Origin of the sequence: Pseudoxanthomonas sp. z9 (assembly GCF_006542425.1) — a bacterium.
GTDB lineage: Bacteria > Pseudomonadota > Gammaproteobacteria > Xanthomonadales > Xanthomonadaceae > Pseudoxanthomonas_A.
The window spans coordinates 30,041-56,308 of record NZ_VFID01000001.1 but is presented as its reverse complement, the minus strand read 5'-3'; the positions used below and the strand labels follow the sequence as shown (position 1 = coordinate 56,308).

At 67.8% G+C, this 26,268-nt stretch carries 23 protein-coding genes and 1 tRNA gene; 12 read left to right on the top strand and 12 right to left on the bottom strand.

Annotated elements, in window-relative coordinates:
• Nucleotides 1–81 precede the first annotated feature (81 nt).
• Genes yidD through FG323_RS00230 form a run of 3 tightly spaced genes read left to right on the top strand, consistent with a single transcriptional unit; the run spans nt 82 to nt 2,573 of the window.
• A complete protein-coding gene (gene yidD, locus FG323_RS00240) occupies nt 82–333 on the top strand; it encodes a membrane protein insertion efficiency factor YidD (protein ID WP_141452428.1) in 252 nt (83 codons plus the stop codon).
• Nucleotides 334–1,680 (top strand): dihydroorotase, encoded by a 1,347-nt coding sequence (locus FG323_RS00235; RefSeq protein ID WP_141452427.1) that lies wholly within the window; start codon nt 334–336, stop codon nt 1,678–1,680.
• A complete protein-coding gene (locus tag FG323_RS00230; RefSeq protein ID WP_141452426.1) occupies nt 1,680–2,573 on the top strand; it encodes a M23 family metallopeptidase in 894 nt (297 codons plus the stop codon). The genes FG323_RS00235 and FG323_RS00230 overlap by 1 nt, the downstream gene beginning before the upstream one ends.
• A gap of 248 nt (nt 2,574–2,821) precedes the next feature.
• Here FG323_RS00230 and folE2 read toward each other — a convergent pair whose 3' ends face one another.
• The 6 genes from folE2 to efp form a co-directional block, all read right to left on the bottom strand.
• Complete coding sequence (gene folE2 / locus FG323_RS00225) at nt 2,822–3,754, bottom strand: GTP cyclohydrolase FolE2 (protein WP_141452425.1); 933 nt, start codon at nt 3,752–3,754, stop codon at nt 2,822–2,824.
• Nucleotides 3,755–3,882: 128 nt separating this feature from the next.
• Nucleotides 3,883–4,587 (bottom strand): phytoene/squalene synthase family protein, encoded by a 705-nt coding sequence (locus FG323_RS00220; RefSeq protein WP_141452424.1) that lies wholly within the window; start codon nt 4,585–4,587, stop codon nt 3,883–3,885.
• 31 nt (nt 4,588–4,618) lie between these two features.
• The gene (locus FG323_RS00215) at nt 4,619–5,332 is read right to left on the bottom strand and encodes a phosphoglycolate phosphatase (protein ID WP_141452423.1); all 714 of its coding nucleotides are present in this window, start codon (nt 5,330–5,332) and stop codon (nt 4,619–4,621) included.
• Complete coding sequence (ubiG, locus tag FG323_RS00210) at nt 5,329–6,057, bottom strand: bifunctional 2-polyprenyl-6-hydroxyphenol methylase/3-demethylubiquinol 3-O-methyltransferase UbiG (RefSeq protein WP_141452422.1); 729 nt, start codon at nt 6,055–6,057, stop codon at nt 5,329–5,331. The genes FG323_RS00215 and ubiG overlap by 4 nt, the downstream gene beginning before the upstream one ends.
• A gap of 64 nt (nt 6,058–6,121) precedes the next feature.
• Nucleotides 6,122–7,465 (bottom strand): TRZ/ATZ family hydrolase, encoded by a 1,344-nt coding sequence (locus FG323_RS00205; protein WP_141452421.1) that lies wholly within the window; start codon nt 7,463–7,465, stop codon nt 6,122–6,124.
• 275 nt (nt 7,466–7,740) lie between these two features.
• Nucleotides 7,741–8,307, bottom strand: coding sequence for an elongation factor P (gene efp / locus FG323_RS00200; protein ID WP_141452420.1), 567 nt, complete (start codon nt 8,305–8,307; stop codon nt 7,741–7,743).
• Between the two features lie 103 nt (nt 8,308–8,410).
• On the opposite strand from efp, the gene epmB reads away from it, so the two are divergent.
• Complete coding sequence (gene epmB, locus FG323_RS00195) at nt 8,411–9,430, top strand: EF-P beta-lysylation protein EpmB (RefSeq protein ID WP_141452419.1); 1,020 nt, start codon at nt 8,411–8,413, stop codon at nt 9,428–9,430.
• A 102-nt stretch (nt 9,431–9,532) separates the two neighbouring features.
• Complete coding sequence (locus tag FG323_RS00190) at nt 9,533–11,605, top strand: EAL domain-containing protein (protein ID WP_141452418.1); 2,073 nt, start codon at nt 9,533–9,535, stop codon at nt 11,603–11,605.
• Between the two features lie 224 nt (nt 11,606–11,829).
• On the opposite strand, the gene htpX is transcribed toward FG323_RS00190, so the two are convergent.
• A complete protein-coding gene (gene htpX / locus FG323_RS00185; RefSeq protein ID WP_141452417.1) occupies nt 11,830–12,711 on the bottom strand; it encodes a protease HtpX in 882 nt (293 codons plus the stop codon).
• 112 nt (nt 12,712–12,823) lie between these two features.
• Between htpX and gluQRS the strand changes: the two genes are divergently transcribed.
• From gluQRS to FG323_RS19565, 5 genes are all read left to right on the top strand, one after another.
• Nucleotides 12,824–13,747, top strand: a complete 924-nt coding sequence (gluQRS, locus tag FG323_RS00180) for a tRNA glutamyl-Q(34) synthetase GluQRS (protein WP_141452416.1) — start codon at nt 12,824–12,826, stop codon at nt 13,745–13,747.
• Between the two features lie 50 nt (nt 13,748–13,797).
• Nucleotides 13,798–14,538, top strand: a complete 741-nt coding sequence (locus FG323_RS00175; protein ID WP_141452415.1) for a beta-ketoacyl-ACP reductase — start codon at nt 13,798–13,800, stop codon at nt 14,536–14,538.
• A gap of 166 nt (nt 14,539–14,704) precedes the next feature.
• The gene (gene phaR, locus FG323_RS00170) at nt 14,705–15,211 is read left to right on the top strand and encodes a polyhydroxyalkanoate synthesis repressor PhaR (RefSeq protein ID WP_141452414.1); all 507 of its coding nucleotides are present in this window, start codon (nt 14,705–14,707) and stop codon (nt 15,209–15,211) included.
• A gap of 76 nt (nt 15,212–15,287) precedes the next feature.
• The gene (gene phbB / locus FG323_RS00165) at nt 15,288–16,028 is read left to right on the top strand and encodes an acetoacetyl-CoA reductase (RefSeq protein ID WP_141452413.1); all 741 of its coding nucleotides are present in this window, start codon (nt 15,288–15,290) and stop codon (nt 16,026–16,028) included.
• Between the two features lie 53 nt (nt 16,029–16,081).
• Complete coding sequence (locus FG323_RS19565) at nt 16,082–16,252, top strand: hypothetical protein (RefSeq protein ID WP_181444031.1); 171 nt, start codon at nt 16,082–16,084, stop codon at nt 16,250–16,252.
• 147 nt (nt 16,253–16,399) lie between these two features.
• Here FG323_RS19565 and FG323_RS00160 read toward each other — a convergent pair whose 3' ends face one another.
• From FG323_RS00160 to FG323_RS00150, 3 genes are read right to left on the bottom strand one after another with little or no spacing between them, the layout of a single operon-like run.
• Complete coding sequence (locus FG323_RS00160; protein WP_141452412.1) at nt 16,400–16,924, bottom strand: SRPBCC family protein; 525 nt, start codon at nt 16,922–16,924, stop codon at nt 16,400–16,402.
• Nucleotides 16,921–17,835 carry a M48 family metallopeptidase gene (locus FG323_RS00155; protein ID WP_141452411.1) on the bottom strand — a complete coding sequence of 305 codons (915 nt, stop codon included), beginning with the start codon at nt 17,833–17,835 and terminating at the stop codon, nt 16,921–16,923. The genes FG323_RS00160 and FG323_RS00155 overlap by 4 nt, the downstream gene beginning before the upstream one ends.
• Nucleotides 17,836–17,855: 20 nt before the next feature.
• Nucleotides 17,856–19,592, bottom strand: a complete 1,737-nt coding sequence (locus FG323_RS00150; protein ID WP_141452552.1) for a formylglycine-generating enzyme family protein — start codon at nt 19,590–19,592, stop codon at nt 17,856–17,858.
• Nucleotides 19,593–19,784: 192 nt separating this feature from the next.
• Here FG323_RS00150 and rnd point away from each other — a divergent pair, with 192 nt between their 5' ends.
• Together rnd and FG323_RS00140 are read left to right on the top strand one after the other, a co-directional pair.
• Nucleotides 19,785–20,873 carry a ribonuclease D gene (gene rnd / locus FG323_RS00145; RefSeq protein WP_141452410.1) on the top strand — a complete coding sequence of 363 codons (1,089 nt, stop codon included), beginning with the start codon at nt 19,785–19,787 and terminating at the stop codon, nt 20,871–20,873.
• Between the two features lie 125 nt (nt 20,874–20,998).
• A tRNA-Ala gene (locus tag FG323_RS00140) sits at nt 20,999–21,074 on the top strand.
• A gap of 311 nt (nt 21,075–21,385) precedes the next feature.
• Here FG323_RS00140 and FG323_RS00135 read toward each other — a convergent pair.
• Complete coding sequence (locus FG323_RS00135) at nt 21,386–24,136, bottom strand: TonB-dependent receptor (protein WP_141452409.1); 2,751 nt, start codon at nt 24,134–24,136, stop codon at nt 21,386–21,388.
• 276 nt (nt 24,137–24,412) lie between these two features.
• The gene (locus tag FG323_RS00130; protein WP_141452408.1) at nt 24,413–26,029 is read right to left on the bottom strand and encodes an alpha-glucosidase family protein; all 1,617 of its coding nucleotides are present in this window, start codon (nt 26,027–26,029) and stop codon (nt 24,413–24,415) included.
• Nucleotides 26,030–26,268: the final 239 nt, after the last annotated feature.

Here is a 26,268-nt window from a genome sequence, read left to right as displayed (position 1 = left end):
GTTCTTCCCGAGCATCGGGAAAGCGCGACTTTATAGCCTACCCGGCGGGCAGCGGCAACCCAACGCGGTTATCATCCGGACATGATCGGCCGGGTACTCATTGCTGTCCTGCGGGTATACAAGCGCTTCATCAGCCCGCTGCTGGGTCCGCGCTGCCGTTTCGTGCCATCGTGTTCGGAATACGCGATGGAAGCGATCGCCCGGTTCGGTCCGATGAAAGGCAGCTGGCTCGCCGCCCGCCGCATCGGCCGCTGCCATCCCCTGCATCCCGGCGGCCACGACCCGGTGCCGCCCGCCGGTGAAACCTCCGCCCCCTGCACAGGAAAGCACTGAATGCCCTCCACCCTCATCGTCAATGCCCGGATGGCCAGCGAAGGCCGCGAATTCGAGGGCGACCTGCGCATCGAGAACGGTCGCATCGCCCGCATCGGCAGCGGCCTGTCCGCCGGGGCGGATGAAAAGGTCGTCGACGCCGCCGGCCGCTGGCTGCTGCCGGGAATGATCGACGACCAGGTCCACTTCCGCGAACCCGGCATGCCGCACAAGGGCGACATCGCCACCGAGTCGGCCGCCGCCGTGGCCGGCGGGCTGACCAGTTTCATGGACATGCCCAACACGGTGCCGCCGACCCTCGATTCGGCCGCGCTGGAAGCCAAGTACCAGCGCGCGGCGGGCCGGGCCTGGGGCAACTACGGCTTCTACCTGGGCGCCAGCAACGACAACCTGGAAGCCATCCGCGCGCTCGATCCGAAGACCGCGCCGGGCATCAAGGTGTTCATGGGCGCCTCGACCGGCAACATGCTGGTGGACAACCCGGAGACCCTGGACGCCATCTTCCGCGAGGCGCCAACCCCGATCATCACCCACTGCGAGGACACGCCGACCATCGATGCCAACATGGCGGCGTTCCAGGCCCGTTACGGCGACGCGCTCGGTCCCGAGCACCACCCGGACATCCGCAGCCGCGAAGCCTGCATCAAGTCGACCCGGCTGGCGCTGGAACTGGCGCGCCGCCACGATACCCGCCTGCACGTGCTGCACATCTCCACCGCCGACGAACTGGCCCTGTTCACCCCCGGCCCCCTGATCGACGCGTCCGGCAAGCGCAAGCGCATCACCGCCGAGACCTGCATCCATTTCCTGCGCTTCGACCGCGCCGACTACGCGCGGCTGGGCAACTTCATCAAGTGCAACCCGTCGATCAAGGATGCCAGTGATCGCGAGGCGCTGATCAAGGCGCTGGCTGACGATGTCATCGACGTGCTGGCGACCGACCACGCCCCGCACACGCTGGAGGAGAAGTCCAAACCCTACGCGCAGGCACCGTCTGGCCTGCCGCTGGTGCAGTACGCGCTGGTGGCGGCGCTGGAACTGGTCCACGAGGGCCGCGCTACGATGACCGAGATCGTGCAGAAGGTGTCGCACGCCCCGGCGCAACTGTTCGACGTGCACGAGCGCGGCTTCCTGCGCGAAGGCTACTGGGCGGATCTGGTGCTGGTGGACGACGCCGAGTTCACCGTGCGTCGCGAGGACGTGCTGTCCAAGTGCGGCTGGTCGCCCTTCGAGGGCACCACCTTCCACTCCCGCATCGGCGCGACCTGGGTCAACGGCCGCCTGGTCTGGAACGGCGAACACCTGGTCGGCACGCCGAACGGCCAGCGGCTGGAGTTCGATCGGTGATGCGCCTGGCCGGCGCGACCTGCGCGCTGGGCCTGGCCTCACTGCTCTCCCCTGCCCGGCCGGCGCTGGCGCAGGAGGTGTTGTCAGAGGGCACCTATGGCCCCGCGCCCGCCGGTGTGCAGGACGAGCGCGTGGTGTTTCCGCCGCAGGTCTCGCAGGGCGCGCTGGTGTTCGGCAAAGTGCCGCCCGGCAGCCAGGTGCGTTATGCCAACCGCGCGTTGCGCACCAGCGGCTATGGCACGGTGGTGTTCGGGGTCGGCCGCGATGAAGCGGGCCCGCTGAGTGTCGAGGTGACGACGCCGTCCGGGCGCCGGGAAACCGCGCGCATCATGGTGACGCCGCGCGACTGGCCGGTGGAGCGGATCAACGGCGTGCCGCCGAAGACGGTCAATCCGCCACCGGCGATCGCCGAGCGGATCCGGCGCGAGCAGGCACAGGTCACCGCCGCGCGCGCGCGCGACGACGACCGCACCGATTTCACCCAAGCCTTCATCTGGCCGGTGCAGGGGCGCATCAGCGGCCGCTTTGGCAATGCACGCGTCTACAACGGGCAACCCGGTTCCGGCCATTCGGGCATGGACATCGCCGCGCCCAACGGCACGCCGGTCAAGGCGCCGGCGGCCGGCGTGGTGACCTTCGCCGGCCCGGATCTGTACCTGACCGGCGGCACCCTGCTGTTGGATCACGGCTACGGGGTCAGCTCCAATTTCCTGCACCTGTCGCGCATCGACGTGAAGGTCGGCGATCGCGTTGAACAGGGCCAGGTCATCGGCGCGGTCGGCGCCACCGGGCGCGCCACCGGCCCGCACCTGCACTGGGGCATGAACTGGTTCGACGTGCGCATCGATCCGCTGCTGGTGCTGGAGCGCGCGCAGCCTGCCGCGGCGAAGTGATTGTGGGTTCACCGGCTTTCGCGACTTACGTCGCTCCCACGAGAATTCCCCTTGTAGGAGCGACGTAAGACGCGAGCTTTTCGGTCCGATTGCGATGGAGTATTGGCAAGCAAGGCAGGCAGGCGTCGCCGATGACAGGTACGGGCAACGCGCAGGTTGCGGTCGCGACTGACGTCGCTCCTACAGGGGAAGCTTTTTGTGGGAGCGACGTGAGTCGCGAGCTTTTCCCGGTTTGCGCGGGAGACGGCTCAGCCGTTGCTGCCGCTGACGCGGGCCACCGCGTCGTGCGGGTGAAGGCTTTCGAAATGGGCGACGGTGGCGTCGTAACGGGCCACGTGCGGGTCCTGCGAGAGCGCGGCCGCCACGCGGCGCGCGGCATCCTCGCAGAACATCAGGTTCTCCGCGTTCAGGCGCGCGAAGGCCTGTTCGTCGACCCGCTTGACCGCGGTCTGCACCGGCGTGCCCAGCGCGGCCTCGATCGCATCGATCAGCGCCACCAGCGGTAGTTCCTCGAACTGCGGGCGCAATTCGACCCGCACGCTGGCGCGGCTGCGCTGCGCGTGCGGCGTCGCCGCCAGCCCACGCTCGGACGCCAGCCAGTCGCGGACCACGCCGACCGACAGCGGGTGGGCGGCGGCGAAATCCTCCGCGAACCGCTCGGCATTGGCCTGGCGCGACAGCGCCGCCGAGGCCGGGCAGGTGCTTGAGTATTCGACCGAGAACGACAGCGCCAGGTGCAGGTGACCGTCCGCCAGGGTGGCGTCGATCTCGACCGGATAGCGCTTCCAGCCGGAGTACTCGCTTTCCAGCGCGCGCCGGCGCAGCAGCGCGTCATAGCGCAGGCGGATGCGGGCCTGGTTCGCGAGCCCCTGCTGCGAAGCCACGCCTTCCTGCAACAGGTGGCGCAACCCGGCCGGGGTGATGGCCTCGCGCGACAGCCCGTCCTGCAGGTGCAGGTACAGGCGCGACATGTGGATGCCGCGGGCGTCCGGATTGGTCAGGTTGACGAACACGTCGATGTTCGCCGGCACCTGCAACTGCCCGCCCTCGCCATCGCCGATGCGCACCGGCAGGGCGATGCCTTCCATGCCCACCCAGTCCAGCGCGCGTGCCAGCGGCACGCTCTGGTGGGCGACGTCGGGAAGATCGGCGCGTGGCGCCACGGGAGGAACGGAGGCCATGTCGGTACGGGGGGAGAAAACAGGCCCGCATTGTACTCCCAGCCCTGAATCGCCAGATGAAACAGTCCGTTACGGCGAATCCGCGCGCCTATCGCAGCGATGGGCTGCGTCCATCGCGGGTTTTCCGTTCAGCCGCGCGCGGCGTTCCAGGCGCCCAGCAGCAGGCGCAGGCGGGACGGCAATGCGGTGGCCTCCCCCGCCTTGGCGAACCGGCGCAGGCGGGCATGGGCGAAGGCGTCGACGATGCGCCGTTCCCGGCTTGCGCCGGATGCCGCCGGCCAGCGCCGGTCCAGCGTGCGCGCCCAGTCACGCAACCGCGCGCGCTCGTCATTGCCTGCCACCGACTGCGGCAGCGCCGCGGTCGCGGTGTCGGCCAAGCGGGTTGCCAGGGTCCGGGCAATCACCGCCGCGGCGTCCGGCGCCCCGCCCAGGACCGCGGCTTCCACCGCGGCCACCGCCTCGCCATAAGCCCTCAGTTGGGCGAAGGCGGCATCGTTGTCGGTGGCGGCCTCACGCACCGCGATCAGCGTGGGCAGCGCATCGGCCAATCCCGCCCACGGCGCAGGCACCGGTTCCAGCCGCCGTCCCAGCGGATGACGCGAGCGGCGATCCGCCCAACTGCGCAATTCCTCGCCCCACCAGGCCAGCTTGGCGTCGGCCGGCATGGGATCGCCGGCAACGTTGAGGATGTCGTCGAACTCCTGCAGCAGCGAGAACCACGCTTCCGCCAGCGCGCGCCGTTCCGGGGTGACGAAGATCTCGGCGACCTGCCATTCCGGCCAGCGCTGGCGCCATTTGTCGAGGAAGCTTTCGAGAGCGGAGGAATCGGACACGGCGGACGGCTGCAAGAATCGGGATGGCGGGTCAGGCCGCGTCGGTGACCAACGGCCAGGCGTCGGCCACGGCGAGTTCGCCCGGCTCGGCGCACATGCGGTCGGCCTGCCAGCTTTCCGGATCATCGCCGTCCAGGCGATAGCCCCACAGCGCGGCGATCGACGGCATGCCGGCCGCGCGCGCGGCGACGATGTCGCGTTCGTCATCGCCGACGTAGACACAGTCGCTGCAAGCCACGCCCAGTCGCTCGGCGGCCACCTGCAACGGCAGCGGGTGCGGCTTGCGCTCGGCCAGGGTGTCGCCGCCGATCAGGACCGCACAGCGTTCCTGCCAGCCTTCGGCCGGCAGCACGTCGCGCGCGAGGTATTCGGGCTTGTTGGTGACGATGCCCCAGCGCGTGCCGGCGGCTTCCAGCGCGGCCAGCATCGCTTCCACGCCGTCGAACGGATGGCTGTGGCGCCCCAGTTCCTCCTGGTAGATCACCAGGAACTCCGGGACCAGCGCGTCGCGCGCGGCGACGTCCAGATCCGGGAACGCCGCGCCCACCATCGCCCGCGATCCCTTGGACACGTGCGGGCGCAGATCCGCCAGGGTCACCGGTGCGCGCCCGCGCGCGGCGAGCATGCGGTTGGCGGTGGCGACGAAGTCCGGCGCGCTGTCCAGCAGCGTGCCGTCGAGGTCGAACAGGGCCACCGCCGGGAAGCCGGAACGGACCGGCGGTTCGTCGCGATCGATCCGGCTCATGCCGCCTTCACCGCGCAGGCCAGGTAGTTGACGTCGGTGCGGCGCGCCAGTCGCGCGCGTTGCCGCCACGGCTCGTAGGCCAGGCCGCTGACATCCTCCAGTTGCAGGCTGGACCGGCGCAGCCAGGCGGCCAGTTCGGACGGCTTGATGAAGTCCTGGTAGTGATGGGTGCCGGTGGGCAGCAGGCGGGCCACGTACTCGGCCCCCACGATGGCCAGCGCGAACGCGGCCGGGGTGCGGTTGAGGGTGGACAGGAACAGCCGGCCGCCGGGTTTCAACAGGCGCGCGCAGGCCTCGATGATCGCCGCCGGATCCGGCACGTGCTCCAGCATTTCCATGCAGGTCACGACGTCGAAGCTGCCGGGACGCTCCTCGGCCAGCGACTCGACCGAACGCAATTGATAGTCGACCTGCACGCCGGATTCGAGCTTGTGCAGGCGCGCCACCTTGATCAGTTCCGGCGCCAGATCGATCGCGGTGACCTGCGCGCCGGCCTTGGCCAGCGCCTCGCTGAGCAGGCCGCCGCCGCAGCCGACGTCCAGCGCCTGCGCGCCGGCCAGCGACACGCGCTGGCGCACATAATCCAGGCGCACCGGATTGAGCGCGTGCAGCGCCTTCTGCGGGCCCTGCTCGTCCCACCAGCGGTTGGCGAGCGCGCCGAACTTGTCCAGTTCGGCCTGATCGAAGTTGTCGCTGGAGGGCGCGGATGAAGCGGTGGAGGTCATGGGGTCACCCCGGCTGTGGCCGTTGCCCGCCCCGGAAGGGCGGACGCCGGCGGAAAATCGGATATCAGCCGCCGTGCAGCAGGCGGATGCGCTCGCGCCATTGGCGCGCGTTGGCGATCAGGCCGGCCGTGTCCATGTCGACCAGTTCGCGCTGCACCAGCCGCGGCTGGCCGGCGATCCAGACATCGCTGACCTGGTGTCGGCCGGTGGCGTAGATGAGCTGGGAAACGACGTGGTGCAACGGCTGGGTTTCCAGCGCGCCCAGATCCACGCAGATCAGGTCGGCCTGCTTGCCCGGTTCGATCGAACCGATGCGGTCGCCGTAGCCCAGCGCGCGCGCGCCGCCGAGCGTGGCCGCATGCAGCGCGGTCGCGGCGTCAAGCGCGGTGGCGTCGTTCGCGACCGCCTTGGCCAGCTGCGCCGCGGTGCGGGTCTCGCTGAACATGTCCAGATCGTTGTTGCTGGCGCAGCCGTCGGTGCCAATGGCCAGGTTGACGCCCGCGCGTTGCAACGCGCAGGCCGGGCAGAAACCGGAGGCCAGCTTGAGGTTGGATTCCGGGCAATGCACCACCGACACGCCGCGCTCGGCGCACAGGTGGATCTCAGCCTCGGTCAGCTGGGTCATGTGCACCGCGATCAGGCGGTCGTTGACCAGGCCCAGGCGATCCAGGCGCGCCAGCGGGCGCTGGCCGTACTGCTTCAGCGAGTCGGTGATCTCCTGCGCGGTTTCGTGGGTGTGCAGGTGCACCGGCACGTCGAGCTGGTCCGACAGCATCCGCACCCGCTCGAAATTGGCGTCGTTGACCGTGTAGGGCGCGTGCGGCGCGAACGCGGTGTCCACCAGCGGATCGCCGCGCCACTGATCATGGACCTCGCCGGCGCGGTCGAAATACTCGTCGCTGGTCCTGGCCCAGGCGGTCGGGAAATCGATCACCGGCAGGCCCACCCGCGCACGGAAGCCATGGCGCTTGTAGACCGCGGCCTGCACGTCGGGGAAGAAATAGTTCTCATTGGCGCAGGTGGTGCCGCCGCGCAGCATCTCGGCGATCGCCAGGGTGGTGCCGTCGGCGACGAATTCCGGGCCGATCACCGCCGCTTCCACCGGCCAGATGTGGTTCTGCAACCATTCCATCAGCGGCAGGTCGTCGGCGATGCCGCGCAGCAGCGTCATCGGATTGTGGGTATGCGCGTTGACCAGACCGGGCAGCAGCGCCGCCTCCGGCCGCGACACCACCCGCGTCGGCGCGAAACGCTGGCGGGCGTCGGCGATCGGCAGGATGGCGAGGATGTCGCCGCCCTTCACCGCCACCGCATGGTCTTCCAGCACCACGCCGTGCGGCATCACCGGGATGACGAAACCGGCTTCAATGAGGAGATCGCAGGCTTCGGGGCGGGTGTCGTGGGTCATGCGTCCTCGTATCCGTGGTGCCGCGGGTAACCGGAATCAGGCCAGCGATTCACGGCGTCGGTGCTTCCGGTCGGAGGCGGCTCGGCTCGCATCGGTGCACTCACCTCGCCGCCGCCGGGTATTTCTCTCGTCGTCCCGGCGGAAGCCGGACCATCTTGCTGTTGCTCGTGCTTCGGGCTTGCAAACGCAAAAGCAACCACAAAAGCAAAATGGATCCTGGCTTTCGCCGGGATGACGCAACGGCAAGGGCGCCCGCTTGCGGGCGCGCCGTTGCGTCACTTCACGCGGCTGACGTAGTCGCCGGTGCGGGTGTCGACCTTGATGATTTCTTCCTGGCCTACGAACAAAGGCACACGCACGACCGCGCCGGTCTCCAGGGTGGCCGGCTTGCCGCCGCCGCCGGAGGTGTCGCCACGAACGCCCGGATCGGTCTCGACGATCTTCAGTTCGACGAAGTTCGGCGGGGTGACCTGGATCGGGGTGCCGTTGAACAGGGTCACCACGCACTCTTCCTCGCCCTTCAGCCACTTCTCGGCGCCGGCCATGCCGGCCTTGTCGGCCTGGACCTGCTCGAAGGTTTCCTGCTGCATGAAGTGCCAGTACTCGCCATCCGAATACAGGTACTGCATGTCGGTATCCACCACGTCGGCGGCCTCGACCGAGTCAGTGCTCTTCATGGTGACTTCCTGCACGCGGCCGGTGCGGATCTGGCGGTACTTCACGCGGGTGAAGGCCTGGCCCTTGCCCGGCTTGACGTATTCGGTGTCGGTGATGATGGACGGTTCGTTGTTGACCAGGATCTTCATCCCGTTCTTGACGTCGTTCATGCCGTAACTGGCCATGGGGTACTCCTTGGGGTAAGACAAACCCGCCGCGGGAGGCGGCTGGCCGGATAGAATGGGGAACCCGCCAGGACCGGCGGGCGTTTTGTTTTCAGACCCGCACATGATAACCGCAGCCCCCCTCCCCATGCAGCCCGCCCCCCTGCCCCGCGCCCGCTGGCAGGACGCCTGGCGCGACGCCGTGCGCGACCCGCATGAGCTGCTGGCGACGCTGGAACTGGAAGGCCTGGCCGGCCGCCTGTCGGAAGGCGCCGCCGCCCAGTTCCCGTTGCGGGTACCGCGCGGCTTCGTCGCCCGCATGGTGCCGGGCGACGCGAACGACCCGCTGCTGCGCCAGGTGCTACCCCTGGACGAGGAGATGCGGCCGGTGCCGGGCTTCGGCCTGGACGCCGTCGGCGACGCCGCCGCCCGCACCGCCACCGGGGTCCTGCAGAAGTACCGGGGCCGTGCCCTGCTGGTCGCCACCGGCAGCTGCGCGGTGCACTGCCGCTACTGCTTCCGCCGGCATTTCCCCTACGCCGAGGAAACCGCCGCCCGCGACGGCTGGCGCGAGGCGGTGGAGGCCATTCGCGCCGACGAAGGCATCGAGGAAGTCCTGCTGTCCGGCGGCGACCCGCTGTCGCTGGCCACGCCCAAGCTGGCCGAACTGACCGACGCGCTGGCTGGCATCCGGCATATCCGCCGCCTGCGCATCCACAGCCGCCTGCCGGTAGTGCTGCCGGAACGGGTCGACGAGGGGCTGGTCCGCTGGCTGGCCGGGCTGCCGTGGCCGGTCGCCTTCGTCATCCATGCCAACCACGCCAACGAGTTCGATGCCGGCGTCGATGCCGCCCTGGGCCGCCTGCGCGGGGCCGACGTGCAACTGCTCAACCAGGCCGTGCTGCTGCGTGGAGTCAACGACAGCGTGGATGCGCTGGCCGCCCTGGGCGAGCGCAGTTTCGCCGCCGGGGTCCTGCCCTACTACCTGCACCAGTTGGACCGGGTCGCGGGCGTGGCCCATTTCGAGGTCCCGGACGAGCGGGCGCTGGCCCTGCATGCGGAACTACGCGCCCGCCTGTCCGGCTACCTGGTGCCCCGGCTGGTCCGCGAGATCCCGGGTGACACCGGCAAACGGCCGCTCTGAGCCCGCGGCGATGGAGCGTCCGTCGCGCCTTTTTGCGACGCCCGCATTGGACGCTTCCGGCCCCTTCGTGTATTAAACGCGCTCCCAAGGCGGAACCGCTGCATGCAGATCGGCAAAGACTCCACCCTCCGTTTGATGATCGTCGATGACAGCGGCGAGGACGCCGAGGCGATCGTCAGTACGCTGCGGAATGGGGGCATCGCCGTGCGGCCGCTGCGCCCGCTGGACGCCGACGAGCTGGCGCAGATGGTGGCCGCGCAACCCATGGATCTGGTCCTGGCCGCCCGTTCGGCCCGCGGGATTCCGCTGGCCGGGGTCCTGTCCACGGTCGATGCCAGCGGCAAGGACATTCCGGTCATCGTGCTGGCCGACGCCATCAACGAAGCCGACTGGCTGAGCGATCAGGCCGGCGGTGCCCGCGGCCTGGTCCTGCGCGGCCGCTCCGACCACCTGCTGCACGTGCTGCGCAGCGAATGGTCGGATCTGGAAACGCGCCGCGCGGTCCGCCGGCTGGACGTGCAATTGCGCGAGATCGAGCGCCGCTGCGACGCGCTCATCTCCTCCTCGCGCGACCCGATCGCCTATATCCACGAAGGCATGCACATCCGCGCCAACGAGGCGTACCTGGACATGCTCGGCTTCGAGTCCTTCGACGAGGTCGAGGGCCTGTCACTGCTGGATCTGGTGGCCCCGCAATACGTCAACGATTTCAAGCAGCTGCTCAAGAACCTCAGCAAGGGCGAGCCGCCGCCGCCGCGCTTCGAACTTGAAGCGCGCAGCCTGGACGGCGACCAGTTCCCCGCCACGCTCGAGTTCGCCACCGCCACCTACGAGGGCGAGCCCTGTGTGCAGGTCGTGTTCCGCCGCCGCGAGGAGTTCGATCCGGAACTGGCACGCGAGGTCGAGGATCTGCGCCAGCGCGACGTGGTCACCGGCCTGTTCAACCGCCCGACCTTCCTGCAGGCGCTGGAGGAAGCGGTCAGCCAGGTCGCGCGTGGCGAGCATTATTCGCTGCTGCTGCTGGAGCCGGACCACTACCAGCGCCTGCTGCAGGACATCGGCATCGACTCGGCCGACGCCCTGATCGCGGCGATGGCGCAACGCCTGGCCGAGAAGCTGGACAGCCGCACCACCGCCGCCCGCTTCGGCGAGCGCACCTTCGCGGTACTGCTCAAGGGCAACCACGCCCAGACCGCCTCCCTGGCCGAGACCCTGCGCGCGGCCTTCGCCTCGCACGTGTTCAACGCCGGCGATCGCTCCACCGCGGTCACCGCCAGCATCGGCGGCGTCCAGATCGGCGAGAAGATCGCCAGCGTCGGCCTGGTGCTCACCCGCGCCACCGACAGCCTGCAGACCGCGACCAGCCTGGGCGGGAACCGCATCGAGATCTTCGATCCCGGCGCGGTCGATCGGGCCGAGGAAGAGCGAGTGCAGAACTGGATCGCGCGCCTGCAGGACGCGCTGGCCAATGATCATTTCCTGCTCTACTACCAGCCGGTGGTCAGCCTGCAGGGCGAGGCCGGCGAACTCTACGAAGCGCTGCTGCGCCTGGATTCGAACGGCGAAACGGTGATGCCGCCGGCGTTCATGGGCATCGCCGAGGAACACGGCCTGCTCGACGCCATCAATCGCTGGGTGGTCAACCGCGCCATCGAGGTGCTGGGCGAACGCCGCCGCAAGGGCTATCTGACCCGCCTGCTGGTCAAGGTCAGCCCCACCTCGTTCGGTGACGAACGCCTGCTGCAACTCATCGCCAGACAGCTGGCGGCGCACGACGTGCCCGGCGACTGCCTTTGGCTGGAAGCCTCCGAGGCCAAGGTGTTCACCCACCTGCGCCAGGCGCAGGCATTCCAGGCCGGCGCATCGAAGCTGGGCTGCAAGGTCGGCCTGGAGCATTTCGGCGCCGGCCTGGACTCGTTCCAGTTGTTGGCCCATTTCCAGCCGGCGTTCCTGAAGATCGATCGCGTGTTCAGCGCCGACCTGGCAAAGACCCCGGAACACCAGTTGAAGATCCGCGAGATTGCCGAGCGCGCGCAGTCGCAAGGCATCCTGACCATCGCCGACCATGTCGCCGACGCGGCCACGATGAGTTTCCTGTTCACTTCGATGGTGGACTACGTCGAAGGCGAGTTCCTGGCGCCGCCGGGTCCGCAGATGAGTTACGACTTCTCTTGATTCATGCATGGGGCAGGCCTTCCGGCCTCCCCGTCGCGCCCGACGTTTTGCCGTAGAGCGGAGCTTGCTCCGCTGCTCTTGCCCTGGTTTTTTCCGCTTCCCGTGAAAGCGAGACGCAAAGGCAAAAGGGCCAGAGCAAAGGCAGCGGATCAAGCTCCGCTCTACGGAAGGACAAAAAGAAACCCGCCTTGCGGCGGGTTTCGCGATGCTCTTGCGTGGCTACCTCAGGCAAACGTGCCCTGCGCGGCACGCAGCGCGGCGATGCGCTGCTCCAGCGGCGGATGGCTCAGGAACAGGCGCTTCATGCCCTGGCCGATGCCGCCGGCGATGCCGAATGCTTCCACCTGCGCCGGCAGCGTGCTCTGCGCGTGCTGCGCATTCAGGCGCTCCAGCGCGGCGATCATCTTCTGCCGGCCTGCCAGGTTCGCGCCACCCGCGTCCGCGCGGAACTCGCGACGGCGCGAGAACCACATGGCAATCATCGTGGCGAACAGGCCGAACACCACTTCCAGCACCATCACGATGATGTAGTAGCCGAAACCACGGCCCTCGCCCTCGCGATTGCCCGACAGGAAGCTGTCGACGATGCCGCCGACCACCCGCGCCAGCACGATCACGAAGGTGTTCAGCACGCCCTGCAGCAACGCCATCGTCACCATGTCGCCGTTGGCGACGTGGCTGACCTCGTGGCCGAGCACGGCTTCGGCTTCGTCGCGGTTCATCGCCCGCAGCAGGCCGGTGGATACCGCCACCAGCGCATTGTTGCGGTTGGCGCCGGTGGCGAAGGCATTGATTTCCGGCGCGTCGTAGACCGCCACCTGCGGCATGCCGATGCCGGCGCCCTGGGCCTGGCGCTGCACGGTGGCTAGCAGCCACTGCTCGGCCTCGTTGCGCGGCTGCTCGATCACCTGCGCGCCGGTCGCGCGCAGGGCCATGGTCTTGGACAACAGCAGCGAGATCAGCGATCCGCCGAAGCCGAAGATGGCGGCCATCACCAGCAGCCCGGACATCTGGTTCGGATTGACCCCGAGTATCGACATGACGACGCTCGCCAGGACGAGCACGGCCAGGTTGGTGGCGAGGAACAGGGCGATACGGCTGAACACGGGAGACTCCGCAGGCTTTCAGTGTGAAATGTTGAGCGAATCTGCGGCCGTGCGCGGTTGAATTCAAGCATGTTCCTGACCGACGATTCAGCTTTGGAAACGCACCGCACGCATGTCCGCACGCCCTGAATCCGCGCGCCCCTACCGGGGCCGCTTCGCGCCCTCGCCCACCGGCCCGCTGCACTTTGGCTCCCTGCTGGCCGCGCTGGGCAGTTGGCTGCTGGCACGCCATGCCGGCGGCGAATGGTGGGTGCGGGTGGAGGATCTGGATCCGCCTCGCGAAGTCGCCGGTGCCGCCGATCTCCAATTGGCCACGCTGGCCGCATTCGGCCTGGTCTCCGACGGTCCGGTGGTGCGGCAGAGCGAACGCGGCGTCCTGTACCAGGCCGCGCTGGACGAACTGCTGGAGCGGGGCCAGGCATTCTTCTGCCATTGCAGCCGCAGCGAACTGGCCGCCGCCGGCGGCGTCCACCACCGCTGCGTGGCGACCGAAACACGTGCGCATCCGGCGGTCCGGCTACGGGTCGGACCCGGCACGGTGATTGGCTTCGAGGATGGCCTGCAAGGCCATTTCGAACAGGACGTCCATGCCGAAGCCGGCGACGTGGTGCTGCGCCGGGCAGACGGCTACTGGGCCTATCAGTTGGCCGTGGTGGTCGACGATGCAGCCCAGGGTTTCACCGATATCGTCCGCGGCGCCGACCTGCTGGACTCCACGCCCCGGCAGATCCACCTGCAGCACGCCCTTGGCCTGCCGACGCCACGCTATCTGCACCTGCCGCTGGTCGTGGACGGGGAAGGCCAGAAGCTGTCCAAATCGATGGCCGCGCTGCCCATCGATGCCGCCGATCCCCTGCCCGCGCTGCGCGCCGCCTGGGCCGCGCTCGGCCAGCCGGCGGATCACCTGCCGGCCAGCGGCGGGGTGACCGGACTGCTGCGGGCGGCGGCCGATGAGTTCGTTCCGGAGCACCTTCCCCGCCAGGCGCGCCTCCCATTCGCTGCGCCGCACAACGCGCCTGACCCGCACGCTGTCTAGAATCCGGAGCAACCGCCTTTTGCGGGCGGCCCCCACAGGAGAAGCCCTACATGAGTTCTCGCGTCGCGTTGGTCACCGGCGGCACCGGCGGCATCGGAACCGCCATCTGCAAGAAGTTGGCCGACATGGGCCATCGCGTAGCCACCAATTACCGCAACGAGGAAAAGGCCCGGGCCTGGCAGCAGCAGATGAAGGCCGCGGGCTATGACATCGCCATCTTCCCCGGCGACGTCACCTCCGCCGAGGAAGCCGAAGCCCTCGTGCGCAAGGTCGAGGCCGAGCTCGGCCCGATCGAGGTCCTGATCAACAACGCCGGCATCACCCGCGACACCACCTTCCACCGCATGAGCGCGCTGCAGTGGAACGAGGTCATCAACACCAACCTCAACTCGGTGTTCAACATGACCCGCCCGGTGATCGAAGGCATGCGCGATCGCAAGTGGGGCCGGATCATCCAGATCAGTTCGATCAACGGCCTCAAGGGACAGTACGGGCAGGCCAACTACGCCGCCGCCAAGGCCGGCATGCATGGCTTCACCATTTCGCTGGCCCGCGAGAACGCCAAGCTCGGCATCACCGTCAACACGGTGTCGCCGGGTTACGTGGCCACCGACATGGTGATGGCGGTGCCGGAGGAAGTGCGCGCCAAGATCGCCGCGGACATCCCGACCGGCCGCCTGGGCAACCCGGACGAAATCGCCTATGCGGTGGCGTTCCTGGTCGCCGACGAGGCCGGCTGGATCACCGGTTCCAACCTGGACATCAACGGCGGCCACCACATGGGCTGGTGACCGATCCCGGCACCCCGCCACGATCCAAAAATGCTGCGGGTCCGGCCCGCAGCATTTTTTTTGCCGCGCGCCGTTCCTGAACAGGGCACCCCTGACCAGCGGCCTGTTGCAAGGGCTGCTGCGCTGCGTCATGCTGCCCGGCACTGCGTTTTAGAGTGATTGCTTCATGGCTGCGATCCGCATCATCAAGAAGTACCCGAACCGCCGTCTCTACGACACCGAGATTTCCAGTTACATCACCATCGAGGACGTCCGCCAGCTGATTGTCGACGGCGAGGACTTCGAGGTCCGCGACGCCAAGAGCGGCGAGGACCTGACCCGCACCGTCCTGCTGCAGATCATCAGCGAGCAGGAACAGGACGGCGAACCGGTGCTGTCCACCCAGTTGCTGAGCCAGATCATCCGTTTCTACGGCGACTCGCTGCAGGGCTTCATGGGCAACTACCTGGAGCGCAGCATGCAGATCTTCATGGAGCAGCAGCAGCAGTTCCGCAGCCAGATGGGCAACCTGCTGGGGCAGACGCCCTGGACCATGATGAACCAGCTGACCGAGCGCAACCTGGAGCTGTGGCAGGAATTCCAGCGCAACCTCAGCGGCGGCGGCCTGGGTCGTCCGGCCACCGCCAAGCCGAAGGAAGCCCCGCGCGAGACGCCGAAGACCCGCGCCCGCTGAATCCCGTTTCCGTGAGCAAGCCCGCGTCCCGTGGCGCGGGCTTTTTCATGCCATCCGATTTTCGAGGATCCCCTTCATGAACAAACGCGTCGCGGTCGTCACCGGCGGCATTGGCGGCCTGGGCACCGCCATCTGCAAGCAACTGGCCGGCGCCGGCCATACCGTCATCGCCGCCGACCTGCCCGCCGATGATGCGCGCCGGGCGTCGTTCGCCGACGCCACCGCCGGGCTGGACATCCACTTCATGCCGCTGGACGTCAGCGACTTTTCCGCATGCGGCGCGTTCGTGCGCGATGTGCAGGACGCACACGGCGGGCTGGACATCCTGGTCAACAACGCCGGCATCACTCGCGACTCCACCCTGCGCAAGATGGACGAGTCGCAGTGGGAAGCGGTCATCGAGGTCAATCTGGGCAGCGTGTTCAACCTCTCGCGCCACGCCATCGACGGCATGCAGGCGCGCGGCTTCGGCCGGGTCATCAACATCAGCTCGGTCAGCGGCCAGACCGGCAACTTCGGCCAGACCAACTACGCCGCCGCCAAGGCCGGCCTGCACGGGTTCACCATGTCGCTGGCGCGCGAAGTCGCAGCCAAGGGCATCACCGTCAACAGCGTCTCGCCCGGCTACATCGAAACACCGATGACCCGCGCGATGCCACCCGAAGTCCGCGATCGTACCGTCGCCTCGGTCCCGGTCGGCCGGATCGGCGCGCCGGAGGACATCGCACGCGCGGTGGCGTTCCTGGCCGACGATGCATCCGGCTACATCACGGGCGCCAACCTGCCGGTCAACGGCGGCCTCTTCATGAGCTTCTGAGCCGCGGCTATGCTGCGCATTCCACTGCACGATCGCACAACCAAGGAAACCGGATGAAACTCACCCCTCCCACCTTCGGCGTCTGGCTCATCGCGCTGCTGCTCGGCGGCGGCGGCATCGCCGCACGCTTCGGCTATATCCCGGTGCTGGCGCCGCATGCGTTCTGGCTGGTGGTGGCGGGATTCGGGTTGCTGGTGGCGGCGACGGTTTTCAGCAAGCTCTGAGGTAGAGCGGAGCTTGCTCCGCTGCCTTGGTTTTGGTTTCTCATGCGTCATCGGAAACGAAGGCAGACAACGTTGCAACACCCCAAAAAAGCAGCGGAGCAAGCTCCGCTCTACGCGGTTCCGATTCCAGTCGCCGGCGGCGAGCGTTTACCCGCCCTTGCGCAGATACTCCGCCAATCCACCCAGTTGCTGCGCCTGCACCCGGTCCACCACCGGGGCCAGGGTGCGCAGGTCGTCCGGCGTGTAACCGCCGGCGCGATACCACAGCGTGATACGGGTGCCGCCCTTCTCCTCGGCCAGGCGCCATTCCATCGCCCCCGACAATCCCATTCCCTGCAGCGGTCCAAGACCGCCGGTCAGGCGCAGGAGCTTGCCTGGCTCGGCGAACACCACCGTCATGTGCCGGGCTTGGCGCAGGCCGTCGATTTCGCAGAAGCAGCCGCCGGCGCGCGGCTCCAGGCTCAGGCGTGAGGCGTCACCCCACCAGGTGTGATCCTTCGGCCACCATTGCCCGATCTCGGCCAGTCCCTTCCACGCCGCTTCCGGCGTCACCGGCACCCATTGGCTGTTCTCGACGGTGAAGCCGTTGGCGGCCTGGTCCTTGACCGCCGCCTGCGCCGATACCGCCAGTCCGCCGGCCAGCAGCATCGCCGCCCACCGGCGCGCGATCATTGCGCCGCCGCCTCTTTGCAGTACCGATTGCGGTATTCCATCGCCTTGGGCATCAGCGCGGTCAGGTTCTGAATGCGGGTGCCGGGGTTGGGATGGGTGGAGGAGAACTCGGGCGGCGCCTGCCCACCGCTGGCCTCGCTCATGCGCTCCCACAGCGGCACCGCTTCCTGCGGATTGAAGCAGGCCGCGGCGGCGAGCATCAGCCCGACTTCATCGGCCTGGGTTTCATGCGTGCGCGCGTAAGGCAGCAGGTAGCCGTAGCCCATCGCTGCCATCACCATCTGCTGCTGCTGCGGATCCATGCCGCTCATCGCGCCGGCCATCTGCCCGATCTGGGTCAGTTTCTGCTGGGACATGCGCTGGGCGCCATGACGCAACAGGGCATGCGCGATCTCGTGGCCCATCACCACCGCCACCGCATCGGCGTTCTTGGCGACCGGGATCAACCCGGTGTAGACGGCCATCTTGCCGCCAGGCAGGCAGAACGCATTGGCCTGGTCTGACTGGATGACGTTGACATCCCAGTCGAAAGTGCGCCAGTTGCCGCTGGCCTGGGTGCCACGCTCCTGGGCGATCGCCGCTTCGACCTCCGGGATCTTGTCGATCAGGCGCTGCGCGATCGCGCGCACCTGCTGGGCGATCTGGGAGTCTGGATCGACCGGGCGTTCCTGCGAGAGGATTTCCTGGTAGGCCTGCAGGCCCAGCGCCTTTTCCTCCTCCACGCTGATCGAACTGTCGATCAACACCTTCTCGCCGGTGTAGGGATCCACCACCCGGTTGGAGAACCAGTAGAACGCCGCGTAGCCCGCGAACCCCAGCAGGATCAGCCAGCGCACATTGCCGAATAGGCCGCGCCGCCGGGGCGCGCCGCCCTGTTCGTACTGTCCCTGCCCGAACGGATCGTTCCTCATCGCCTTCTCCCAGTCGCCGGCTAGATGCCACGCACCACGCGGAAGCCCACCCGCGCATTAGTCATATCCGAATCCGAGGAGGAACGCCATGCCGCCCGCGCCTGCACTGGCGCGCTGGCCCAGGAGCCACCCCGCACCACCCGCGAGCGGCAACCGGGATTGAACCAGGCGGCGCCGTCGGCCGGCGCCCGCCGGTAGCTGGCGTGCCAGCAATCGGCCACCCACTCGCTGGTGTTGCCGCCCATGTCGTGCAGCCCCCAGGCATTGGGCCGGAAGCTGCCCACTGGCGCCGGTCCCCAGTAACCGTCGCCGTAGCCAACGAAGGCGTTGTTCCAATGGCGGCCGCTGGGCGAGGCGTCATTGCCGCCGGTCAGGTTCTCCACCTTGGCCGGTGGCACCCCGTTGCCCCAGGGATAGCGGCCCTGTACGCCCGCGCGCAGGGCATATTCGAACTCCGCCTCGCTGGGCAAGCGATAGCCATGCCCGGTCTGGCGGGTCAACCAGTCGGCGTAGGCCTCGGCGTCGTAGACGCTGACGTGCAGCACCGGCATGTCCTCGCGCGCCGGCGCCCCGCTATGGTCGGATTGCCAGTCCACGCCGCTGCGGCGGACGAAGTTGCCGCTGCGCTCGTCGTAGACGATGGAATGTCCGCGCCGGGTCGCGCGCGGGCGATAGCTGGTCGCCTGCACGAAGCGGCGGAATTCACCGACGGTCACCGCGTTGCGCGCCATCGCGAAACCGCGATCGAAGCGGACATAGTGGGCCGGTTTTTCCGCATCGGCGGAGCCCAGTTCGTTGTCGTCCGCGCCCATCCGGAACGCACCATGCGGCACGATCACCATTTCCGGCCCGCGGCCGCCATTGCCGAGCGCATCGGTGAATGCCTGCCCGGGACGGAAAAGCCCGTAATGGGTGGCCAGTTCAATCCGCTGGCGGAAATCGGCCGCGACCGGATCGCCGGGCGGCGCGATACGCAACACTTCCGCGAGCTTTTCGCGCGCGGCCTTCAGGCCCAGCGGCGACTGCAGGTCCTGCACGCCGGACTCGCGCAGCCCGGCGATGCGCACCGTGCGAATCGCCTCGATCCGCTGGCGCGCGTCAACCACCGTGATGGCCTCGTCGCCACCGCGCACCTTGCCCGCATGCGCCAGCCAGTTGCGCGCGCCGTCGAAATCGCCGGCCAGCGCCGCATCCTCGGCGCGCCGGATCAGCGCGCTCTCCACCGCCGCCACGCCCTGCAGCGCACGTGCCTGGCCCGGTTTCCACTTCAGCACTTCGCGAAATCCCGCCAGCGCGCCGCCCCCCTGCTCGCCCAACCGCCCGCCGTTGAGCGCGCGCTCACTGGCCAGGTTGAGACGGGTCAACTGTTCGACTTCATCCACCCGCGACAGGTAGGCCAGCACGGCCTCGTCGTCCGGATCGATGGCACGCGCCACCGCGGCGATCTGGGCCGCCTCGCGCGCGTCCTCGTCGCGGTCCTCGGCGGTTTTCAGCACCCGTTCGCCGCGTTCGAGCAGGCGATCCAGGGCCTGGTCCAGACCCTTGCGGGCCACGGCGTCTTCCGGGTCGAGCCGGCGGATGGCCAGGTAGAGCGGAATCGCATCGTCGGGACCGGCATACAGGCGTCCTTCCTCCAGCGCCCGCGCCGCGCGTCTGCGCGCGTCGGCGACGCCCTCCTGCGCCAGCAGGACCACCGGGGGCTGCCAGTTGAGCGCGGCGTTGACGCTGTCGTCACCGGTGACGGTGATCCGGGGCATGCGCACGTCGGCCGCATCGCCGCGCGCATTGCGCGACGCCGCGGGCTCGCGCGAGCAACCGCACAGCACCAGACCGGTCAGCACCAGCAGGCCAAACGCGCGCAAACCGCCCTCCACACTCACCGAAATCCGTCCCGCGACGGTAGGCTATTGTCTCCCGACTCGGCAACCAATGCATTCAGCGGAGATTTCGTGCCCCATTGGATTCAAACCCCGGACGCGCTCGCCGCGTTCTTCGCCACGCCTCCGGCCCGCATCGGCCTGGACACGGAGTTCGTCCGCGAGCGTACGTTCTGGCCCCAACTGGCGCTGGTCCAGATGGCGGTGGGCGAGGAAATCCTGCTGATCGATCCGCTGCAGCCCGGCATGCCGCAGGCGCTGGCCACGATCCTCGGCGATACCCGCATCCTCAAGGTCATGCATAGCGCCAGTGAGGATCTGGTGGCCCTGGGCTACACCTGCGGCGTCGCGCCGCAACCGCTGTTCGACACCCAGATCGCCGCTGCCCTGGCCGGCATCGCGGCCGGCATCGGCTACCAGAAACTGGTCGAACAGATCACCGGCGTCGCCCTGGCCAAGGGCGAAACGCGTTCGGACTGGCTGCGCCGTCCGCTCAGCGAATCGCAACTCAAGTACGCTGCGGACGACGTGCACTACCTGTTCGCGCTGCACGACGTCCTCGCCGCCCGCCTGCACGAAAGTGGCCGCAGCGACTGGCTGGTCGAGGACAGCCGGCGCCTGCTGGAGAACGCGACCCAGGAAGAAGGCGATCGCTGGCCACACCTGGCCATGCGCAGTGCGCAGTTCCTGGATGCGCCCGCCCAGCACCGCCTGCTGCGGCTGCTGCGCTGGCGCGATGCCGCCGCCCGCCGCAGCGACAAGCCACGCAGCTGGATTCTGGACAATGAAATGGCGGTCGCGCTGGCACGCACACCGCCGGCCGATCGCGCCGCGCTGGGTCGCTGGCTGGACGCCCAGCCCAAGGCGCCGCGCAAGCTGGCCGACGCCCTGTGGGAGGCCCTGTCCACCCCGCTGGTGGACGAGGCCGAAGCGCCGCTGGCCCGCGCCGCCACCGATCGCGACAAGGCCGCGCTGCGCAAGCTGCAGGACGCGGTGGCCCGCCGCAGCGCCGAACTCGGCCTGCCTGACGGCGTGCTGGCCTCGCGTCGTTACCTGGAAGTCCTGCTGGAATCCGGGCAGTGGCCCGGCGCCCTGTCCGGCTGGCGCCGGGCCGAGCTGGAACCGCTGCTTGATCGCGAAGCCGCCGCCACGACCGGATGACGCATCCGATGCGACGCGGTTTCAGGTCTTGACACGGCTGCAGGCGGCAATCGACCAACAATCCGGGCTGAACCCCTCCCGGTTGGCAACCGGAGCGCGAGGCGCTAGACTATTCGCTCCCTCGTGGGGGGGTAGCTCAGCTGGGAGAGCGCGTCGTTCGCAATGACGAGGTCGTGGGTTCGATCCCCATCCTCTCCACCAAAATACCGGAAGGGCCAGGCGCGAGCCTGGCCCTTTCTTTTTGCGTTCGTACTTTGCATCCCCGTTTGCGTCCACGGGTTTCCATCACGCCGACCACGCTGCGCCGGTTGCGCTTGTCCACAACCGGTGTGGATGAAACCTGCACAAAGATGTGGATAACCCGCGCGCGCCCAGTCCCCGCAAGGCTGTCAAGGTGGTTGGCGAAAATTTGACCACACCTGTCCCAATGAAACCGTGTCGTTTCGGCACCGCACAAAAAGAAACTGCCGGCTTGCGCCGGCAGTCTCCGTTTCCCTCGATGCGTGCCGGCATCAGAACCGGTAGTTCACACCGAACAGGTAGGTGCGGCCCCACTCGATGTATTCCAGCGGCCGGTCCTTGCTGCCGGCGTAGGTCTGGTACGGCGAGTTGGTCAGGTTGCTGACCTGGAACAGGATGCTCAGGCCGGCCAGCGCGCTGCCGTCGCCGAAGTTGTAGGCGACCTGGGCGTCGGTGATGTCCTCGCCGACCACGTAGCGCAGCGAGCGATCGCCGTCGAAGTTGCCGATTTCGCCGATGAAGTCGGACCGACGGCGCTGGCTGACCCGCGCCTCGAACCCGTTGCGCTCGTAGTACGCGGTCAGGTTGTACACCCGCTTGGACAGGCCCGGCAGCATGATGTTCTGGCTGCCCACGCTGCTCTGCGCATTCGGCGGCGGCGGGATGGTGATGTCGCTGTCGTTGAAGCCGGCGCTGGCGATGATGCCGAAGCCCTGCAGCGCGTCGCTGAACAGATCCAGCGGCAGCGAGGCGGTCAGCTCCAGGCCCTTCAGGGTGCCGCCCGTGCCGTTGTACGGCGCGGTGAACGGGCCGGTGGTCAGGGTCGGCGGTTCGTTCGGGCCGGGCACGTAGTCCACCAGGAAATCGGTGAAGTCGTAGCCATAGCGCTTCTCGGTGAAGATGTAGGTGCGCAGATCCTTGTAGAAGAACGCGGCCGAGACATACGCCTTGGTGCCGAAGTACTTCTCGTAGGACAGATCGAACGCGTAGGCGCGCCACGGATCCAGGTTCGGATTGCCGCCGCTCGCACCCGGCTCGCCGGTGGCGGTGTTGACGCCGAACTCCAGCGAGGAGCGCAGCTCGTCCACACGCGGACGCGCCACCTGCTTGGCCAGGCCCACGCGCAGGGTCTGCTCGTTCGGGAAGGAGAACGCCAGGTTCAGGCTGGGCAGCACGTCGGTGTAGGTCTTGCCGCCGTCCAATGGCTGGATGTTGCTGCCGGCCGGCTGGGTGCTGTCCCAGTAGCGCGCCTGCGAGGCCTGGTCGACGTGCTGGACCTGCACGCCGATATTGCCGCGCACCGGCACCCCGCCCCACTCGGTATCGATGTTGGCGCGGACGAAGGCGGTGGAGATTTCCTCGTCCACATCCCAGGCTTTCGGAATCAGGTAGGACAGGTTGTCGACGGGGTTGAACACCATGTAGCGCGCGACCGCGGCCGGCACGTTCCAGGACGGGATGTAGCCGACGCCGGCGAAGTTCAGGTCCACCAGGCCGTACTGGAGATCCGAACCGATCGCGGTGATGCCCTGCGCGCCGAGGTTGATGTTGCCTTCCGGCTGGCGCTTGAACTTGTGGCGATCCGCATAGTTCAGTCCCACGTCGAGATCGGAGAACCAGCCCCAGGACTCGGGCAGCGGCAGCGATGCCGCCAGCTTGATGGCCTTCAGCTCATCCTCGACCTTCGGGGTCTTGCCGTAGCCGGAGCCATAGATGGTGTTGGTCAGGAACAGCGTCTCGGGATTGGAATAGTCCAGGCCCGGGTTGAGCTGGGAGAAGTTGTTCTGGCGATAGGCCAGTGCGATCGAATCCAGTTGCGGCGCCGGCAGCAACTGGGTGTTGTTCTCCAGGTTGATTTCGTCGCGCTTGGTCTTGGAATAGCTGATGTCCGCGACCAGGCGGACCTGCCCCACGTTGAACTCGTTGTTCCAGCCGAACGCGTTGATCTCGTCCTCGCGGTAGTTGTACATGCCACGGACCAGCGGGTACACGTTGTTGGCGGTGCCACCGGTGAAGGTATTGTTGCCGTTGATGACCGGGTTGGTGACGTTCAACCGCCCGTAGCCACCGTTGTAATCGCCGATATGCACTTCGAACTGGTTCGCTGTGTTGACCTGTTCGGCCTCGGAGTGGAACAGGTCCAGCGTGCTGGTCCAGGCATTGGACGGGCGGAACTGCAGGGTCGCCATCACGCCATCGCGCTTGGTCTCGCCGGTACGGCGCAGCGCCTTGATGCCGTCCGAATAGAACGTGCCGGCCGGCACGCCCGGACGCCAGTTGTCTCCAATCGCCTGCCACGGCTCGTACAGGCCGACCTGGTTTTCCTGGATCGGGGTCTTGGAGTGCGAGTAGCCAATCGCGAAACCGAAGCGACGGTCCTTGGACTGGGTGATGTAGCTGGCGTTGACGCGTTCGCCGTAGGCCGACGCGTCCGCCGCCTTGCCCAGCGAGTTGCGCTGGCCACGGAAACCGATCGCACCGACCGGCTCGTCGAAACTCAGCGGGCGCACGGTCTGCATGTCCAGCGTGCCGGACAGGCCTTGCCCGACCAGGCCCGCATCGGGTGTCTTGTAGACGGTGACGCCGCTCATCAACTCGGACGGATACTGGTCGAACTCGACGCTGCGGTTGTCGCCGGTACTGACCATCTCGCGACCGTTGAGCAGCGTGGTGGAGAAGTCGGGCGACAGGCCGCGCACGCTGATCACCTGGGCGCGACCGGCAACGCGCTGCGCGGCCAGGCCGGGCAGGCGCGCCAGCGATTCGGCGATGCTGATGTCGGGCAGCTTGCCGATGTCTTCGGCGGAGATGGCCTCGACGATCGAGGTGGAGTCGCGCTTGACCGAGATCGCTTCCTCGATGCCACGGCGGATGCCGGTGACGGTGACCGTGTCGAGCTCGGTGGCCTCGGCCTGCGGATCCTGTCCGGTGGTGTTGGCGGTCTGGGCTTGTACGCCGGTCGCGGCCAGCGCGATGGCGGAAGCCAGCGCCGCGCTCAGCAGATTGCGCTTGTGTTGCAACATGTTCCCCTCTCCAAGGACGTTGTATGCGATGAACCGGATGCGTCGCGGGCGATCGTCCGGGTCTGGCGCGCCGGCGCGATGGATTGCATCGGAACGTGCGGCAATGGTAGTGGCCGGAAAGCCCGCACAAATCGGCCTGCATACGTATTCATCGCGTTTTCAACCGCGTGTAACCAGGGTTCCATCGGGACGGCGCGGGAATGGCTTGCGCGCGCGAACGCAGCGCACCTGAATGAGGGGCGCCGTGGATATCGCCAGGAAATCGAGGTTCTCTTTTCAGTCGGTGCGCGCGTAGAACACGCCGCGCGCGGGCAGCGCGATCCGGCGTTGCTCCAGTTGGCCCGGCACCACGCCCGGCGCGTCGATGGGCCGCACCGACAGATCGTCCGGCAAGGACCAATGCACGGACTGCGCGGACAGGTTGAACACCGCCAGCAGCGACTGTCCTTCGCCTTCGCGGCGGAAGGCGAGCACCGGTTCCGGCGCATCCAGGAAGGTAATGGAACCGGCGGTCAATGCCGGCTGTTCGCGACGCCACCCCAGGAAGGCGCGCACGCGGTTGAGCACGGATGCCGGATCGGCTTCCTGCGCGGCGACGCTGATCGCGCGATGCCCGGCGGGAATCGGCAGCCACGGCCGTCCGTCGCTGAAACCCGCGCGTTCCTGCGCGTTCCAGGGCATCGGCGTGCGGCAACCGTCGCGCCCCTTGAAGTTGGGCCAGAAGGTCTTGCCGTACGGATCCTGCAGATCCGCATAGGGCACGTCGGCTTCCGGCAGTCCAAGTTCCTCGCCCTGGTACAGGCATACCGAACCGCGCAGCGAACACACCAGCGCCACCAGTTGGGCCGCGAGTCCGGGCGAGGCATCGCCCTGCCCCCACCGCGTCACCGCCCGTTGCACATCGTGGTTAGAGACCGCCCAGCAGGGCCAGCCCTCGGTCATCGCCGCTTCCAGCCGCTCGACCGTGCCGCGGATGTAGCCGGCACTGTGATCGTCGGTCAACAGTTCGAAGCTGTAACCCATGTGGAGCCGGCGTTCGGTGACGTACTCGGCGGTGGTCGCCAGTGAATCCTCCGACGAGATCTCGCCCAGCGCGGCCACGTCCGGATAACGATCCATCAGCGCGCGCAGTTCCTCCAGGAAAGCGACGTTCTCCGGCTGGGTATTGTTGTGGTAGTGGTATTGGTAGGCGTAGGGATTGTCGGCGCTGAAACCACGCCCCACCCGCTTCTCCTTGGGCTTGGGCGGGTTGTCGCGCAGTTGGCGATCGTGGAAGCAGAAATTGATCGCGTCCAGGCGCAGGCCGTCCACGCCCTTGTCCAGCCAGAACTTCACATTGTCCAGGGTCGCGGCGCGCACGTCGGGATGGTGGAAATTCAGATCCGGCTGCGCGGCCAGGAAGTTGTGCAGGTAGTACTGCTCGCGGCGCGGTTCCCAGCGCCAGGCCACGCCGCCGAACAGCGACATCCAGTTGTTGGGGGCGGTACCGTCTTCCTTCGGGTCGGCCCAGACATACCAGTCGGCCTTGGGATTGTCGCGACTCTCGCGGCTTTCCTTGAACCAGGCGTGCTCGGCCGAGCAGTGGCTCAGCACCTGGTCGATCATCACCTTGATGCCGAGCGAGTGCGCCTTGTCCAGCAGGCGATCGAAGTCGGCCAGCGTGCCGAACAGCGGGTCCACGTCGCGGTAGTCGGCGATGTCGTAACCGAAATCGGCCATCGGCGACTTGAAGAACGGCGAAATCCAGATCGCGTCCACGCCCAGCCGGGCGATGTAGTCCAGCCGATCGACGATGCCGGGCAGATCGCCCACGCCGTCGCCATCGGTGTCCAGGAAGCTGCGTGGATAGATCTGGTAGATCACCGCGCCACGCCACCAATGCTTGTTGTCCATCGCTTCCCCGGAACTCGTGGTTTCGGCGTGCCGGCCGGTCACGCAACGGGCGCCACTATTCCACGTCCGCGCATCGGCGTTGCGCCGGCACGCGCCGGGACCGGCATGAATACGTATGCATGGATGCGCCGCGGCGGACCTCTCCCGGGCGCGTCCGCTCGCGGAAAGACTGCTCTTTCATACGCACCAGGCCGCTGAAAACAAGATGTTTCCGACAACTTCCTCCCGCACGCGTCGCG